At 68.6% G+C, this 15840-nt stretch carries 17 protein-coding genes and 1 pseudogene; 5 read left to right on the top strand and 13 right to left on the bottom strand.

What is annotated here, in order from left to right; genetic code table 11:
- The 9 genes from HOV91_RS27350 to HOV91_RS27390 form a co-directional block, all read right to left on the bottom strand.
- A partial coding sequence (locus HOV91_RS27350; protein WP_498072318.1) for an RraA family protein occupies positions 1-267 on the bottom strand: 267 nt, incomplete at its 3' end.
- 343 nt (positions 268-610) lie between these two features.
- Positions 611-976, bottom strand: a complete 366-nt coding sequence (locus HOV91_RS27355) for a DUF5313 family protein (RefSeq protein ID WP_174188237.1) — start codon at positions 974-976, stop codon at positions 611-613.
- Positions 977-1025: 49 nt separating this feature from the next.
- Entirely contained in the window at positions 1026-1400 is a 375-nt protein-coding gene (locus HOV91_RS27360) for a DUF5313 family protein (protein WP_438822699.1), read from the bottom strand.
- A 43-nt stretch (positions 1401-1443) separates the two neighbouring features.
- Positions 1444-1896, bottom strand: coding sequence for an SRPBCC family protein (locus HOV91_RS27365; protein ID WP_174188239.1), 453 nt, complete (start codon positions 1894-1896; stop codon positions 1444-1446).
- A 33-nt stretch (positions 1897-1929) separates the two neighbouring features.
- Positions 1930-2883, bottom strand: coding sequence for a CopD family protein (locus HOV91_RS27370; RefSeq protein WP_174188270.1), 954 nt, complete (start codon positions 2881-2883; stop codon positions 1930-1932).
- Between the two features lie 5 nt (positions 2884-2888).
- Complete coding sequence (locus HOV91_RS27375; RefSeq protein ID WP_174188240.1) at positions 2889-3428, bottom strand: copper resistance CopC family protein; 540 nt, start codon at positions 3426-3428, stop codon at positions 2889-2891.
- On the bottom strand, positions 3425-4084 hold the full coding sequence (locus HOV91_RS27380; RefSeq protein WP_174188241.1) for a YcnI family protein: 660 nt from the start codon (positions 4082-4084) through the stop codon (positions 3425-3427). Before HOV91_RS27380 ends, HOV91_RS27375 begins: the two co-directional genes overlap by 4 nt.
- Before the next feature lie 39 nt (positions 4085-4123).
- The gene (locus HOV91_RS27385) at positions 4124-4657 is read right to left on the bottom strand and encodes a hypothetical protein (protein WP_174188242.1); all 534 of its coding nucleotides are present in this window, start codon (positions 4655-4657) and stop codon (positions 4124-4126) included.
- Between the two features lie 14 nt (positions 4658-4671).
- The gene (locus HOV91_RS27390) at positions 4672-5316 is read right to left on the bottom strand and encodes a DUF6474 family protein (protein ID WP_174188243.1); all 645 of its coding nucleotides are present in this window, start codon (positions 5314-5316) and stop codon (positions 4672-4674) included.
- Between the two features lie 777 nt (positions 5317-6093).
- Here HOV91_RS27390 and HOV91_RS27395 point away from each other — a divergent pair.
- The 3 genes from HOV91_RS27395 (at position 6094) to HOV91_RS27405 (ending at position 10745) form a co-directional block, all read left to right on the top strand.
- Positions 6094-7776: a TM0106 family RecB-like putative nuclease gene (locus HOV91_RS27395; RefSeq protein ID WP_312884791.1), complete on the top strand. Its 1683-nt coding sequence runs from the start codon at positions 6094-6096 to the stop codon at positions 7774-7776.
- A 26-nt stretch (positions 7777-7802) separates the two neighbouring features.
- On the top strand, positions 7803-9761 hold the full coding sequence (gene htpG / locus HOV91_RS27400; protein WP_174188244.1) for a molecular chaperone HtpG: 1959 nt from the start codon (positions 7803-7805) through the stop codon (positions 9759-9761).
- A 165-nt stretch (positions 9762-9926) separates the two neighbouring features.
- The gene (locus HOV91_RS27405) at positions 9927-10745 is read left to right on the top strand and encodes a class I SAM-dependent methyltransferase (RefSeq protein WP_174188245.1); all 819 of its coding nucleotides are present in this window, start codon (positions 9927-9929) and stop codon (positions 10743-10745) included.
- Between the two features lie 62 nt (positions 10746-10807).
- Here HOV91_RS27405 and HOV91_RS27410 read toward each other — a convergent pair whose 3' ends face one another.
- A complete protein-coding gene (locus HOV91_RS27410) occupies positions 10808-11575 on the bottom strand; it encodes an SDR family NAD(P)-dependent oxidoreductase (protein ID WP_174188246.1) in 768 nt (255 codons plus the stop codon).
- A gap of 275 nt (positions 11576-11850) precedes the next feature.
- Here HOV91_RS27410 and HOV91_RS40605 point away from each other — a divergent pair.
- Positions 11851-12066, top strand: a pseudogene (locus tag HOV91_RS40605) (helix-turn-helix domain-containing protein); the annotation flags it as partial.
- A 325-nt stretch (positions 12067-12391) separates the two neighbouring features.
- On the opposite strand, the gene HOV91_RS27420 reads toward HOV91_RS40605, so the two are convergent.
- From HOV91_RS27420 to HOV91_RS27430, 3 genes are all read right to left on the bottom strand, one after another.
- Positions 12392-13168, bottom strand: coding sequence for a TMEM165/GDT1 family protein (locus tag HOV91_RS27420; protein WP_174188247.1), 777 nt, complete (start codon positions 13166-13168; stop codon positions 12392-12394).
- 293 nt (positions 13169-13461) lie between these two features.
- Positions 13462-13989, bottom strand: coding sequence for a peptidase (locus tag HOV91_RS27425; RefSeq protein ID WP_174188248.1), 528 nt, complete (start codon positions 13987-13989; stop codon positions 13462-13464).
- Between the two features lie 308 nt (positions 13990-14297).
- Positions 14298-14921, bottom strand: a complete 624-nt coding sequence (locus HOV91_RS27430; protein ID WP_174188249.1) for a superoxide dismutase — start codon at positions 14919-14921, stop codon at positions 14298-14300.
- Between the two features lie 191 nt (positions 14922-15112).
- On the opposite strand from HOV91_RS27430, the gene msrA reads away from it, so the two are divergent.
- Positions 15113-15793 (top strand): peptide-methionine (S)-S-oxide reductase MsrA, encoded by a 681-nt coding sequence (msrA, locus tag HOV91_RS27435; protein WP_174188250.1) that lies wholly within the window; start codon positions 15113-15115, stop codon positions 15791-15793.
- Positions 15794-15840 lie beyond the last annotated feature (47 nt).

Consider the following 15840-nt stretch of genomic DNA (forward strand, 5'->3'; position numbering starts at 1 on the left):
CTCCACCCCACGCCCGGCGATGATGTCGCCGACCAGTGCGGTGTGCACGCTCGCGCCGCCGTCCACCACCAGCACCTTGCCCTCGCCCGGTTCGCCGAGCGTCTGCTTCACCAGCAGATTGTCCTGGAAGCAGCGGATGGTGGTGATGCGTCCGGAGAACGCCGCACGCCCACCGAACTGGATGAACTGCGTGTCGCAGCTCCGGATCTCCGGGCCGATCTCGTCGGCCAGGTCGGCGGTGGCGATTACATTCTGCGATTCGGTCACGGTGTTTATTTTCCAGCGCCTGCGGCGCTGGGTGTTCGCGGCCCCCTTGTGGCTCGCGTCCGAGCGGCCGCCGCTTGCTCCTTCGTCGCTTGCGCGGCGGCCGCTCGGACGCGAGCCGGGCCGCGAACGCGGATGCTCGGTCTCGCTTCGCTCGGAACCGGGAGTTGAGGTGGTGTGGGCGCGTCGGGGGTGATCGCGCTACCTGGATCTTTGCTATCGCGGGGCTGGGGGTGTTGCTTGCTTTCGTCGCGGAGGGGCACTTGGAGGTGCTGGGCCGCGAAGCTCTGTGGGCGTCGGTCAGCCGCACGCGTGGGTTTGTCTACGCGTGCCGGTTCTGGTGCCGCTATCGGTGGCCGTAACGCAGTTCGTAGAGGTCGCGGTCGTGGTCGGTGATCTTGCCGTGGTCGACCAGTTCGGGGTTCAGGCCGTGCTGGACCAGACGGAAGCGGCGCCAGACGTAGCTGAGGGCGACCGTGAAGACGACCAGCGGGATGATCATCATCACGATCAAGCCGATCTTGAGCGGCATCGGGCCGGGGAACAGGAGCACCAAAGCGAAGAACGGGAGGATCGGACCGAGAAAACGGACGAGATAGCGTTCCATGGCCCCGTGTCCGACGAGGTCGTGGATGACCCACTCGTGCAGCTCCTCGGGAAGCTCGCGGCCGAGATCGTAGGTGATCCGCTGCCGAAACGTGGGGGTTTTCATACATACAGGCTATGCCTGTGATATAAGCCACGCTAGGTTCGGGCGGGGCTCAACCGCGTCCGTGCCTGCGTTCGTAATCGAGGCGTTCGCGCTGGTCGCGGCGGCGGGCGTCGGCGTCCGCGAGCGCGGGGTCGAGACCGTGTTTGATCAGCCGATGCCGCCGGTAGACGTACAGCAGCGCCACCGTGAAGTAGATCAGGGGGATGTAGAGCAGCGCCATCATCGCCAAACCCATCCACAAGGGGCCCGGCAGCAAGAGGAACAGCATGAGCACCGGAAGCACGGGCACCAGGAACCGCAGCAGATAGCGCCGCGTGGCCCCCGGCCCGATCAGGTCCTCCCGGACCCAGTCGGACATGGATTCCGGCAGCGTGCGGCCGAAGATATAGCCGATCCGCTGTCCGAAGGAGGGTTCAGCACTCACCACTCCAGCATCCCGACCCCGGCGTCACCGGCGCAACCGGCCCCTACCGAGCGGCGTGGAATGCGGCTATCTGGGTGACCAGGTTGTGCGTGGTGTGCTGCACGGCGATCTTGACGAACGGTTCGATGGTCTTGCCGAGCGCCCGCCCCGCGAGGCCGCCGGGCACCCGGTAGTCCACGATCGCGTCGACGGTGCACAACCTCTCGCCCTTGGCCTGGAACAGGAACGTGGACTCGATCTCGAAACCCTTGATCGACTTCACGCCGATCGCGTGGTCCTTCTCCCAGCGAACCACCTCGATCCGGGACTTCAGCGAGGCGGGCCCCAGTTTCATGCGCCCGTCGAAAGTGGCGCCGAGCCCTTCGGTCTGCTCGCCGACCGGAGTGAAGGATTCGATGCCGTGCAGGAAGCGCGGCAGGTTTCGATAGTCGTTCACGTAGGCGAACGCGGACTCCGCCGAGGCCACGCAATCCTCGACGATCTTCACTACGGTCATGCGGAAACCCTAACCGGGCAAAAGCCGCGAGGCTCAGGCGGTGACGGCCAGGGTCGCGGCGAGTCCGAAGGCCAGGGCCATCACGATCACCTCGGCGACCGCACGGCGCAGCGAGTCTTTCGCGTCCATCCGGTGGTCGGCTGCCCGCGGCACCCAGCTGCGCCGCCACCACCAGCCGAGTGCGAGCAACGCGAGCAACACCACCGTCTTGGCGAGCAGGATCCGGCCGTATCCGGTGCTGACGAACGGGGCGATCCCGCCGACCCGGATCAGTCCGTTGAGCAACCCGGTGACCGCGACGACCGCGACCAGAGGCAGCGCCACTGCCGAATATTTCGGCAGTACGACCGCCCACTCGCCCCGGGTCCGCACCACCAGCGCCAGCGCGATCAGCAGTCCGAACCAGGCTCCGGCCGCCAGCGCGTGCACCGCGGCGAGCACGGAGCCGAACGCCTGCTGCGACATGTGCCCGGTGATCGGACGCAATGCCAGCGCGACCGCCGCGAACACCAATACCAGGTCGGCGGAGGCGGACTCGGGTCGCCGGAAGGCCAGCGCCGATCCACCCGCCACCGTCGCGACACCGACCAGGATCGCGATCCCGACCTGGCCGCCGCTGACGTCCACCAGGTAGGTGCCGAACTCCGCGGCGCCGAGCTCGGTCACCGGGACGCCGACCACCTCGGCCGCCTCGAAGACCAGCACCGCGAACTCGCAGACCGCCCAGATTCCGGCGAGCACCGCCAGCAGCCGCCACGGTGTTCGCAGGCGCGGGGCGATCCTGGGCAGTGCGGCCAATCCCAGCGCGGTCGCCCCCGCGCCGTCGGCCGCCACCCGGACCACCGCCTCCCCGGGCAGCGGCCCCGGCAGGATCAGCACCCAGGCGAGCGCGACGCCGAGCAGCGCGGCCGGGACGGCGAGCAGCAATGCAGGCCAGGGCGTCCGGCCGGGGGCGGGCCGGGTGGCGCCCCGGCCGCCGATCCGCATGTCGTTCACCGCCGCGGGTTGCGGCTCCTGCCGCCGAACAATGCGAACGCGAGCCCACCGCCGAACAGCACGATCGCGCCGACGATGAACACCCACAGCGGAATCCCGCCCGAGCTGTCCGAGCTGCCGTCGGCTTTCGCATTCGGTTTGGGTCCCGGCGTGCCGTTGCCCGGCTTGCTCAGTGTGAAGTGCCGCTTGCCGCTGACCGGATGCCCGTCGGCCGAGGTCACCCGGTAGGCGATGGTGTACTCGCCGACCGGGCCCAACTCGCCCAAGGCGACGCTGACCGTCCTACCCTCGACCACCGGGTCACCCTTGGACCACAGATTTCCGTCGGGCCCGACGACGGTGAGCGAGGGGAAGCTGGGCTGGAGTACCTCGTTGAACGTGACGCTGGCGCGTTCCGGACCGGCGTCGACGGTCGCTTTGTCCTCCGGGACGCTTGCGGTGGCCGCGGAGTGCGCGGCGGCGATTCCCGTTGCGGTGATGCCGAAGCCGAGCAGGAACAGGCCCGCCACGAGGGCGGCCAGGAGGCGGCGGCTCATGCGCGCCGCCCGCGGATCACGTTACCGACGCCGAGCGCGACACCGAGCAGGGCGAGCGCGAGACCGATCCCGCCGAGCCAGCGGGCCGTCTCGTCCTCGTGGTCGGCGTCGTCGTCCCCGGCTTCGCTGCTCACTTTGTGCCCGTCGTCCGCGTCCTCCTGGCCGGCGGCCAGGGTCAGCGTCGGGGCCGGACGTTCGGGTTCGTCGCCATCCTTGCCGATCGGCTGGTCCCAGCTGACCACCTTGCCGTCGGAATAGGTCTGCTCGGCCGGGAAGCTCACCGAACCCAGGGCGGGCAGCGGGCCGACGGACACCGCGAAACGCTGGAACTGACCGGGCGCGATGCCCGGCGCGCCCGGATCGGCGGTCCAGGTGATCGCGGTGACCTCCTTCTTGTCGTTGCGTTCCACCTTGGCCGACCAGCCGGGAATCGGTTCGGTCCGAGCGGATTTGAGATTGGGCAGGGTGACGGTGAGCGCCGTGGTGCTCGCGGTGTCCGATTCGGTGGGCACCCGGAAGGTGGCGACGGCGTATCCGCCTTGCGCGGCGCCGGGAGCGTCCACCGTGACGTGTGCCGCCGCGGCGCCACCTGCGAGCAGGACGAGTGTTGTCGTGGCGACCGTTGTTCCGACGGCGCGCGAAATCGAGCTGTGCATGCTGAAGTCTCCTGTGCGAGAAAAAGGGGGTGTCGGGGATCAGACCGGCACCGGCGGCGCACGCGGGCCGAGCGCACCCAGCGGAGCACAGCGAAAGGGTAGGAGACCGGGATCGGACCAGGGCGGCGCGCCTGCGACCCGTGCTCGCCGCGGCGGTGCGAGTATCGCCCGCAGCGCACCGGAGGCGGCGGCGTAGAGCCGCTCGGCGAGCACGATCAGCGCCGCGCAGCCGCCCGCCGCCACGATGTGCGCGAGCAGCATCCAGGCGGTGGGCAGCGGGGAAATCGTTGTGCCGGAGCCGGTTACGGAGTGGTCGTGGCCGAGCACCGACAAGGCGAGGTGGCTGAGCAACTGACCGGCGCCGAGCAGGCCCGCCGCGCCGGACGGGCGCTGGCACGCTCGCAGTGTCCCCGCGGCCGAGCCCATCCCCGCGGCGATGAGCAGCAGCAAGGTCAGTTCGGTCGAGCCGGGTACGCCTCCACCGGCTGTCCCGTGCGCCGCGACGGCGAGCACGCCGACGAGCACACCGACCAGGCCACCACGAAGGTGGCCGGTGATCGGGTGCGCGGGCATCGGGACGAGGAAGGTCAGCGGACGCCGAGCCGGGCCAGGATGTCGGACTCGATCCCGGACAACTCGTGGGAGATCGACGCGTGCACCGAACGGCGGCGGTTGGCAGGCATCTGGTCGGAGGTGTGCACGGCGGCGGTCAGGCTGCCGAGACGATCCCTGGTGGCCGAGACGAACTTCTGCGTGTCACCTTTGTCCTTGCCGTTCTGCGTGCCGATCTTGTTCAGCGCCGCTTCGGCATTCGTGATGCGCGCCTGTAGCTTGGCGCCGTGCCCGGTGAAGTCGCCGAGCTGGTCGATGCCGACGCCGAGTTGCTGGGCGCGGCGCGTGTCGAGCTGCCCGCGCAGGAAAGTCGCGCCGCGATAGGCGAGCGGGGCGAGCACCGGGATGAGCACGCGGGCCACCCCGAGGTACTTCTTCACCTGGCCGGCGCTGAACGGATCCCGTTCGGCCTTGGCCGCCGCCTTCAGTGCGGCTTTCTCCTCCGCCTGGAATGCCGCGATCTGCGCTTTGGCCACCTTGCGCTGCGTGCGGGCCTCGGCGCGGCGCGCCTTGCGATCGTTCTTCGCCGCGAGCTTGGCCTCGATCACTGCCTTGTGCTTGAGGGCTTTCGCCTCGGCCCGGCGGCTCGGCCGCCGCTTGCGCTTCGTGAACAACCCCATCGAAGGCCCTCCGTCATGCTGGTTCGCCATGGCAGTACGACGCCGGGGAAGCCCGTCCGCCCATGTCACACGCTTTGCCGTTACCCTATCGGGTCCATCCCGACAGCTGCGAGGGTAGTGCGGCCCACGCGCTGGACACCTGGCAATACGCCGGTCCCGTCCCGAGTACGTCTACCAGCGTGTCGCAGCGATCGGCGATGACCCATTGGATACGGGCTCGACGGCCGGTTCCTCGCGCTCCACGCTGGCCTGCCGTAAATGCGGCAATCACAAACGAACGCCTCACCGGCCCGCCGCAGCCTCAACAGATCCGCGATGGCCCACCAGCGTTGTCGCCCTACGCACACCCAGCTCCCCTCGTGTTTCGAGCGATGCGAGATCGAGCATCCGCCGCGCGCAGCTCGGCAGGTTCGCATGTGCCGCGTTCCTGACGTAGAAGCGATCACCACCCCCTCCCGCCGACCGCGAAATCGAGGTGGTGCGATCACCGCAATACGCGCCCAGCGCACCCCCAACCACGTCTTTCGAGCGAAGCGAGACCGAGCATCCGCCGTTCGCGGCCCGGCTCGCGTCCGAGCGGCCGCCGCGTCCGCGACGCAGTCGCAAGCGGCGGCCGCGCGGACGCGAGCCCCAAAGGGGCCGCGAACACGCCGCGACGAAGTCGCGGCCAAACAACAGAGCCGCTGAAATTCAACCCTGTCAGGGGTAGGGACCATACTGCTTAGCGTGGATTCGGACATCGGTGACCAAGACGGTCGCAAGCGCAACGGAACGGCCGTGGATCGGGCCACCGGCGCGCCGACCGCCTTCATCGACGCCAGGGCGCTGATCGGTTGTCGCCATCGCCTGCGTCTGGACGCGACGCACCCCGAGGCGCTGGTCGGAATTGTCGAGGACGCGGGCGTGCGGCAGCGCCGCGATGCCGCGGCGGCGCATCGCGCCCGGGTGCGCGACGCACTGGTCGGCGCGGCCCCTGACGCCTGGGTGGTGATCGATCCTCGTCTGCGCGCCGCCGAGCGCGCCGAAGCGACGATGCGCGCGTGCGAAGCCGGTGCGCGGCACATCTGGGGTGGGCTGCTGCCGCAGGAGCCGGACACCGGCAGGCGCGGGGGTTCGGAGATCCTGCTGCGCGACGCCGACCGCGGCGGCTACATCCCGGTCATCGTGGTGAACCACAAGGTGACCGACCCGCGCCAACCCGAGCCGGCCGACTTCCACCCCACCACCACCGACCCCTATCACTGGAATCCGCGACCCGACCCGCACCGCAAACTGCGCCAGCAGCCTCGCGACCAGCAGCGGCTCGCCCATCTGCACCGGATGCTGCAACGGCACGGTCTGGCCAGCCCCGCGCTGGTCGGTGGCGTGATCGGCTTCGACTTCGATCGGATTCTGGTGCACGATCTGGCGCCGCTGCTGGCCGATTACGACCGCCGCTATGCCGACCGGATCGCGGTGGTGCGCGGCGAGCTGCCGACCGTCCCCTCGAAGGTGCCCGAGTGCAGGCAGTGCCCGTGGTGGACGCGCGGCATCGACGGGCCGGGCTGCGAGGGCTGGCTGATCGAGCATCGCGACGTCAGCCTGGTGGCGCCTGGTTCGCGCGCCGAGGTGCTGCGCAGGCACGACGTGCAGACCATCGACGAGCTCGCCGCTTGGGTGGGCGAGGAGCCGGAGGACTGGCAGCACGGCCCGTTCGATGAGGCCGTGGTCACGGCGCGGGCGTGGATCGCGGGGGCGCCGCTGGTGCGGCGGGTCGAGCGCGTGCGGGTGCGGCGGGCCGATGTGGAGGTCGACGTCGATCTGGAGAGCTTCCAGGAGTACGGCGCGTACCTGTGGGGGACGTTGCTGAACGGCGTGTACCGCCCGTTCGTCACCTGGGACCCGCTGCCCACCGAGGACGAGGGCCGCTCCTTCGGCGAGTTCTGGACCTGGCTGATGCGAGTGCGCGCCGAGGCGGCCGCGGCGGGCAAAACATTTGCCGCGTATTGCTATTCACGCACCGCCGAGGACAAGTGGCTGTACGAGTCGGCGCGCCGGTTCGCCGGGCGCCCCGGTGTGCCGACGGTGGAGCAGGTGCGCGCGTTCGTGGACGGGCCGCAGTGGGTGGACATGTTCCAGGCGGTCTCGGACCAGTTCATCTGCCCGAACGGCAAGGGATTGAAGAAGATCGCGCCGGTCGCCGGGTTCTCCTGGCGCGATCCCGAGGCCAGTGGCGAGGCATCGATGAGCTGGTATCGGCTCGCGGTCGGTTACGACGGCGCAGCGCCGGATCAGACCCAGCGCACCCGGTTGCTGGAGTACAACGAGGACGACGTCCGCGCCACCCAGGTGCTGCGCGAATGGATGACCACCCGCGCCGACGGCGAGGTCCCCGGTCTCGCCGAGTTCCGGCCGGTTGCCGATTCCCGGTCGGACGGAGCCGTTCCGAATTACGCGGCGGTGCCTCCTTCGGCTCCGTAGTTGCGCCGCGGCGGTACCATCGCGACGTGACAGAGCACGTCGAACAACTCGAGTTCCAGGCAGAGACCCATCAGCTGCTCGAGCTGATGATCCATTCCGTCTACTCCAACAAGGACACCTTCCTGCGGGAGCTGATCTCGAATTCCTCCGACGCGCTGGACAAGCTGCGGCTGGAGTCCTTCCGGGACAAGGATCTGCACGTCGACACCTCCGACTTGCACATCGAGCTGGAGGTCGACAAGGACAATCGGATCCTGACCGTCCGGGACAACGGCATCGGCATGTCGCGCGCCGAGGTCGTCGACCTGATCGGCACCCTCGCCAAGTCCGGTACCGCCGAACTGCGGAAGAAGCTGAACGAGGCCAAGTCCGAGGCCGCGGCCGAGGAGTTGATCGGCCAGTTCGGCATCGGTTTCTACTCGACCTTCATGGTCGCCGACCAGGTCACCCTCACCACCCGCCGTGCGGGGGAGACCACCGGCACCCGATGGCAGTCGAGCGCGGGCAGCTCCACCTACACGATCGAAGAACTCGACGAGGCCCCGCAGGGCACGTCGGTCGCACTGCGGCTCAAGCCGGTGGACGAAGAGGATCACCTCTTCGACTACACCCTGGAGTGGAAGCTGCGCGAGATCGTCAAGAAGTACTCCGACTTCATCGCGTGGCCGATCCGCATGCAGGTCCAGCGGACCGTCACCGAGGGCGAGGGCGAGGACGCCAAGGAGACGACCGTCATCGAGGACCAGACGCTCAACTCCATGAAGGCGCTGTGGACGCGCCCCAAGAGCGAGGTCTCCGACGAGGAGTACAAGGAGTTCTACAAGCACGTCAGCCACGGCTGGGACGATCCGCTGGAGATCATCCCGATGAAGGCCGAGGGCACCTTCGAGTACCAAGCGCTGCTGTTCATCCCCTCGCACGCGCCGTTCGACCTGTTCACCCGCGAGCACAAGCGCGGTGTGCAGCTCTACGTCAAGCGGGTGTTCATCATGGACAACTGCGAAGAGCTCATGCCGGAGTATCTGCGCTTCGTCAAGGGCGTGGTGGACGCGCAGGACCTGTCGCTCAACGTCTCCCGCGAGATCCTGCAGCAGGACCGGCAGATCCAGATGATCCGCAAGCGCCTGGTGAAGAAGGTGCTGTCCACGGTCAAGGATTTGCAGGGCGCCGAGGACCAGACCAGTTACCAGACGTTCTGGAAGGAGTTCGGCCGCGTCCTGAAGGAGGGTCTGCTCTCGGACTTCGACAATCGCGAGACCATCCTGCAGGTTTCCTCGTTCGCCTCGACGCATTCCGAGACCGAGCTGACCACGCTGGCCCAGTACGTGGAGCGGATGCCCGAGGGGCAGGACACGATCTACTACATGACCGGCGAGACCCGTCAGCAGGTCGAGAGTTCCCCGCACCTGGAGGCGTTCAAGGCCAAGGGCCGCGAGGTGCTGATCCTGACCGACCCGGTCGACGAGATGTGGGTCGGTTCGGTGCCCGAGTTCGACGGCAAGGCGTTCCAGTCCATCGCCAAGGGCGAGGTCGACCTGGAGACCGAGGAGGAGAAGAAGGCCTCCGAGGCGCTGCGTGAACAACAGGACAAGGACTTCGCCGACGTTCTGACCTGGCTGGGCAAGACGCTGGAGCAGAACGTCAAGGAGGTGCGCCTGACCAACCGGCTCACCACCTCCCCGGCCTGCCTGGTCGGTGACGTCTTCGACTTCACGCCGATGCTGGAGCGGATGTACCGGGCCTCGGGTCAGGCGCTGCCGGAGAGCAAGCGGATTCTGGAGCTCAACCCGACCCACCCGCTGGTCACCGGTCTGCGCGACGCGTACGCCGCCAAGAAGGAGGAGGCCGACGCGGGCACGGCGACCGAACTGTCGGAGACCGCCGAACTGCTGTTCGGCACGGCGGTGCTGGCCGAGGGCGGTGAGCTGAAGGACCCGGCGCACTTCGCCCACATCCTGACCGATCGGCTCACGCGCACGTTGTGAACCGTCCGCGACCGGAGGACCCATCCGGCGTCCTCCGGTCGCGGCGCGATGGTTTCGGCGATTTCCCGGTTACGGTGGTGATCGGGGTGGCATATTCGCAGGACTGGGGAGTTCGCCCCCCGGGTGGCGCGGTTAGATGTGGATGCCTGAAAGGATCGTCACAACATGTCCGCAAACCCGCTCGCCGTGGCCGAGCCATGGGATCTCGTCGCCGACGGATATGCCGACTTCGCACCCGCCATCATGCGACCGTTCGCCGCACGGGCGCTCGAGTTCGCCTCGCTGTCGTCGCAGTCGCGGATCGTGGACGTCGCGGCGGGACCGGGCACGCTCAGCCTGTTGGCCGCGGGCCACGTGGCGCAGGTCGAGGCCATCGATTTCTCCGAGCCGATGATCGCGCGACTGGCGCGGGACGCCGCTGCCGCCGGGTGGACCAATGTCCGGGCGCGAGTGGGTGACGGGCAGGATCTGCCGTACGAATCCGACCGGTTCGACGCCGGGTTCTCCATGTTCGGACTGATGTTCTTTCCCGATCGAGCCCGGGGCTTCGCCGAGTTGTTCCGGGTGTTGCGGCCGGGCGGCACGGCGGTGGTGTCGAGCTGGGCCCCGATCGCGGACTCGCCGCTGATGCGGATGATGTTCGGCGCCCTGACCGCGGCCGACCCGAACATCCAGGAGCCGCAGCCGAACTTCCTGAGCCTGGAGAATCCGGAGGTCTTCGAATCCGAGATGCGCGGCGCGGGTTTCGAAGCGGTGTCCATCCAGCGGCATTCGATCGCGCTCACCTTCGAGAGCCCGGAGAAGATGTGGGAAGCCATGGTGCGCAGCAGCGCCCCGCTGGAGCTCATGCGCCACAGCGTGAGCGCGGAGGTCTGGGCTCGGCGCGCCGCGGTCATGAAGGCGTTTCTGGCCGAGAAATACCGGCCGAACTGTCCATTGTCCACCACGGCGTACCTGGGCATCGGGCACAAGCCGCAGGGCTGAGAAACAGCGGCGCGCGGCCCTTCCGAGAAAGGACCGCGCGCGGCCGGAGCGGTGCGGTGGGATTACCGCGGGGCCATGCGCAGCGCGCCGTCCATGCGGATGGTCTCGCCGTTGAGGTAGTCGTGCTCGACGATGTACTGCGACAGCTGCGCGTACTCGTCCGGACGGCCCAGGCGGGACGGGAAGGGCACGCCCGCCTCGAGGCCCTTGCGGTACTCCTCCGTGACGCCGGCCAGCATCGGGGTGTCGATGATGCCGGGGGCGATGGTGTTCACCCGGATGCCGAACTGGGCCAGGTCGCGCGCGGCCGGCACGGTCATGCCGTGCACGCCGCCCTTGGAGGCCGAGTAGGCGATCTGGCCGATCTGGCCCTCGAACGCGGCGACCGACGCGGTGTTGATGATCACGCCGCGCTGGCCGTACTCGTCCACGGTGTCGGTCTTGGCGATCGCGTCGGCGGCCAGCCGCATGACGTTGAAGGTGCCGAGCAGGTTCACCGTGATGACCGTGCGGAACAGCTCCAGATCGTGCGGGCCGTTCTTGGACAGGATGCGGCCGGCCCAGCCGACGCCGGCGCAGTTGACCACGATGCGCAGCGGCGCGCCCGATTCGACAACCTGCGCCACGGCGGCGCTGACCTCGTCGTTGCTGGTGACATCGGCGGGAATGAGGGTGACCCCGTCCGGCACGCTGTCGCCGGCGCGCTCGATCGACTGCGGCACGTCGAGGCCGAAGACGGTGGCGCCGAGATCGGCGAAACGCTTGGCGGTGGCGGCGCCGAGGCCCGATGCGCCTCCGGTGACAATGGCGGCGGAACCCGAAATCTCCACGATGGTCCTCTCGTTCGTGACAGCCAGTTGGCCTTTCGTCAATTGCACCCTAACCGGTGGCGGGCGCGCGGCCCCGCACGGCTCCCTCGCCTCGTCGCCCGCTGGCGAAGTCTTTGCGAACGTGACTGTTCCCCGGTGGTACCGTCACACCGTGGGCGCCGCGCCGTCTCGGCGCGTGAGCTCGCGCCGCCGCGCACCCTGTGCGCCGGATCCGCGGAACCGACCGCGCAGAATGGAGCAGCCCAGTCAGCTCGACCGAACACCGGAGTCACCGTATGACCGAATCGGCCATCAGCGCACGCCTCCCGCGGGGCAGGCACGGACTGCCGCGCGAGCAGGTGATCGCCTCGCAGCGCGAGCGGATCCTCGTCGCGACGGCGGAGGCCATGGCCGAGAACGGTTACATCGGGACGTCGGTCGCGGCGATCCTGAAGCGGGCGGGCGTGTCGCGGGAGACCTTCTACGAGCAGTTCCGTTCCAAAGAGGACTGTTTCGAGGCCGCCTACGAGCGCGCCGTACAGTTGTTGCTCGACCGGATCGCCGAGGCCACCGAGACGGAGGACGGTGTGCCGGGCGGCTCGGACCCGATGGCTCGAATGGACCGGATCCTGCGGGCCTACCTGCAATACCTGGTGGACGATCCGGCGAGCGCGCGACTGTTCTTGGTCGAGGTCTTCGCGGTGGGGTCCGCGGCCATCGCGCGCCGGGCCCAGCTGCAGGAACGGTTCGTCGAGTTGATCGCCGCCGTGCTGGACGCGCGGACCGAGCCGCAGCGCTTCGCCTGTCAGGCCCTGGCCGCCGCGGCGGGTTCGATGGTCACCGCTCGGATCGCGGCGGGGGACTCGGCCGGTCTGCTCGCGCTGCGGGAACCGCTGCTGGATCTGTTGCGGCGAGGTGGACGAGTGTACGGGGCCGCTCTTGGGCCTTCCGGCGAGCGATCCGCGTGAGCGACAGCGCCGCACCGGCGAGCGCGGGAGCGACCGTCGCGAGCCCGGCGACGGCGGCGCCGCCGAGCCCCGGTGCGGCCGCGCCGAGCAGGGTGGCCGCACCGAAGTAGAGGAACAGCAGGCCGGAGCCGATGCCGATGGCGTGTTCCGGCAGGTGCTTGCCGACCAGGATGCCGGCCGCGATGGCGAGCGCGTCGGCGGCGACCATGCCGATCGTCGAGCCGAGCCATACGCCCACCCAGTCGTAATCGGTGGCCAGCGCGGCGGTCGCGAACATGGTCCGATCGCCCAGTTCGGCGAGCAGGAACGCGGACAGCACCACGAAGAACGGCGCGCCACCGGCCTTCGGCGGCTTCGGCGCCGGGTCCTCATCGCCGGGGCCGAAGTGCTCGCGCAGGGTCCACAGGCCGACGGCCAGGAAAGTGAGCGCGGCGATCAGCGCGATAGTCCTGGTCGGCAGTGCGGCACCGAGGAAATGGCCGACGCCGACCGAGATCAGGTGTACCGCGGCGGAGGCCGTCGCGATGCCGCCCAGTACGACCCACCAGCGATAGCGCAGCGCGAACGTCAGCGCCATCAGCTGGGACTTGTCACCGAGTTCGGCGAGAAAGACGATGCCGATGCTCAGCAAGACGGTGGCGATCATGTGTGGCGGCTCCCAGGTCTCCGGCCTGCCGGTCGGAGATGCGGGTGGCCTCCGGCCGACAACGAAATGGTTGTCCAGGCCGAAGGTCTCGCCCACCGGATGAATGCCGGTTCACACAGCCGGACCCGGGCCCGAGGACCGGCGGGTCAGTATGTCGACTGTGCGATTGGGGGCTACTCCCCTTCGCTGCAGCCGACTCTACCCTGGGGGTTCCGCTCTTGCCAACCCGCTGTAATCGAAATCGCCATGCGCGCAATAAGTTTGGCGATCCAAGCGGTAAATTTCGGTTACCCTCACGCGGCCAGCAGCATGGCCAGAACCGCGGTGTCGGGATCGCTGATCGGATCGAGTCCGACCCGGCTGACCAGCGACGTGACGGTCCCGTCGGATTCTGCCTCGACCCAGGCCGCGCGGTGCTCGAGCCCGAGATGGGGCACGCCGGGCAGCAGGACACAGCCGGATGCCGCGCCGGTGCACTCGGGCAGCGACGGGCGGGTTTCGGACGGAGGATGCAGCATCAGCAAGGCGGGTGGCACATGTTCGGCGAAACGGCCCGGCTCCACCGCTTCCTCGCCCAGTACCGGACCTTCGGCGAGCACCAGGCCGACCGTGCCCGGGGCCGGGTCGTCGGGCAGGTCCTCACGGACGCCGAACACCGTGGAGGTGGTCAGCAGACCGGGCAGCGTGGCCACGCGCACCGCGAGCACGAGCACCTGGGCCCACTCCTTGGTGGTGTCCGGCCAGCGGCCGGAGATCAAGAAGCCCCGCAGCGACCCGCGCGAATGGAACGGCGTGATGCCGATCGGTTCGTTCGTGCGCATTTCTGCCTCCCGTTTGCCGAACCCGGGGGCGACCTTGCCCGTCCCTTTGGTGTGGATTTCCCGAATATGAACCACGAGTCACCTGGCACACAAGTACCAAAGAGTGCCAATCGGACAGCTGGCGACCGAGCGGGAAGCAATCAGGCTGCGTACCCACCGATTCGCGCTCGACCTCCCCGAGGGCGAACCCGCGGCGAATGAGGCGTGTTTTCGGCAAAGCGCCCGCGTCGCGGAAAACAGAACGGGCCCGCGATTCCAGCCGCGCGTGGCGACGGATTCGCGGACCCGGTTCCGGTGTGCGAGCCGGCTCAGCCGAAGATGAGGCCCTTGGCCTGTGACGTCGCCTTGGCGAAGCGCTCCTGGACGTCGGCCCAGTTGACCACGTTCCAGAACGCGGTGACGTAGTCCGCCTTGACGTTCTTGTACTGCAGGTAGAAGGCGTGCTCCCACATGTCGACCTGCAGCAGCGGGATGATGCCCAGCGGGACGTTGGCCTGCTGGTCGTAGAGCTGGAAGGTCAGCAGCTTCTGGCCGAGGGTGTCGAAGCCGAGCACCGCCCAGCCGGAACCCTGCAGACCGTTGGCCGCCGCGGTGAACTGCGCGCGGAACTTGTCGAACGAGCCGAACTGGTCGTCGATCGCCGCGGCCAGCTCGCCGACCGGCTTGTCACCGCCGTTGGGGGAGAGGTTCTTCCACCAGATCGAGTGGTTGACGTGCCCACCCAGGTGGAACGCGAGGTTCTTCTCGTGCAGGAAGATGGCGCTGTGATCGCCCGACTCGCGAGCGGCTTCCAGCTTCTCCCACGCGGTGTTCGCACCGGCGACGTACGCGGCGTGGTGCTTGGAATGATGAAGCTCGTTGATCTGCCCGGAGATGTGGGGCTCCAGGGCGCTGTAGTCGTAATCCAGATCTGGCAGCGTGTACTCAGCCACGATGTCCCTTCCTATGTCGGGCTGGTTGTGCCCGTTGTTCCGTGCACAGCCAACCATCATTCGTACACCCGGTCGATTCCAACCTGGGCCGACCTCCGCACATTCCGGTGACGCCGCTCACACGGAGCCGGTCGCGCCCCGTCACATCACGCACATCGGCACCACTGGAAACGCACGCGTAGCATCGAACCATGTCGTGGTACGACGAACTAGTCGGGCGGCTCAGCCTTCCCGAACCCGGCATGGTCGCTCCCGAGCGAGCGCTTCCCGGCCGGGCGGAGCCGCTCGACGTGCCGGATACCCACTACGTGAACGGTCACCCGATTCACCCGCCGTTTCCCGAGGGGCTGCGGACCGCGGTCGTCGCGATGGGCTGTTTCTGGGGCGCGGAGAAGGGTTTCTGGGAACTCGGCGGCGTCTACACCACCGCCGTCGGGTACGTCGGCGGGTACACGCCGAACCCCACCTACGAAGAGGTCTGCAGCGGGCGGACGGGTCACACGGAAGCGGTGCTCGTCGTGTTCGATCCGGCGGTGATCGGCTACGCGGGCATCCTCCGGCACTTCTGGGAGAACCACGATCCCACCCAGGGCATGCGCCAGGGCAACGACCGTGGCACCCAATACCGATCCGCCGTCTTCCCCTTCGGCCCCGAGCAGGCCGATCTGGCCCGCTCCACCGCCGAGACGTACGGCAAGCGCCTGGCCGCCGCGGGCTACGGCCGGATCACCACGGAAATCGCGCCGCTGCCCGGGCTGGCGGCCTTCTACTACGCCGAGGGCTACCACCAGCAGTATCTGGCGAAGAACCCCGGCGGATATTGCCCGGTGCACGCCACCGGAGTGAGCTGCCCGGTCGGCCTGGACGCCTGAGCCCGGCACGAAACCGCACGGCCGCTTCCGCCGGCGTGCGGGCTCTG

This window comes from Nocardia barduliensis (genome assembly GCF_013315795.1).
GTDB lineage: Bacteria > Actinomycetota > Actinomycetes > Mycobacteriales > Mycobacteriaceae > Nocardia > Nocardia barduliensis.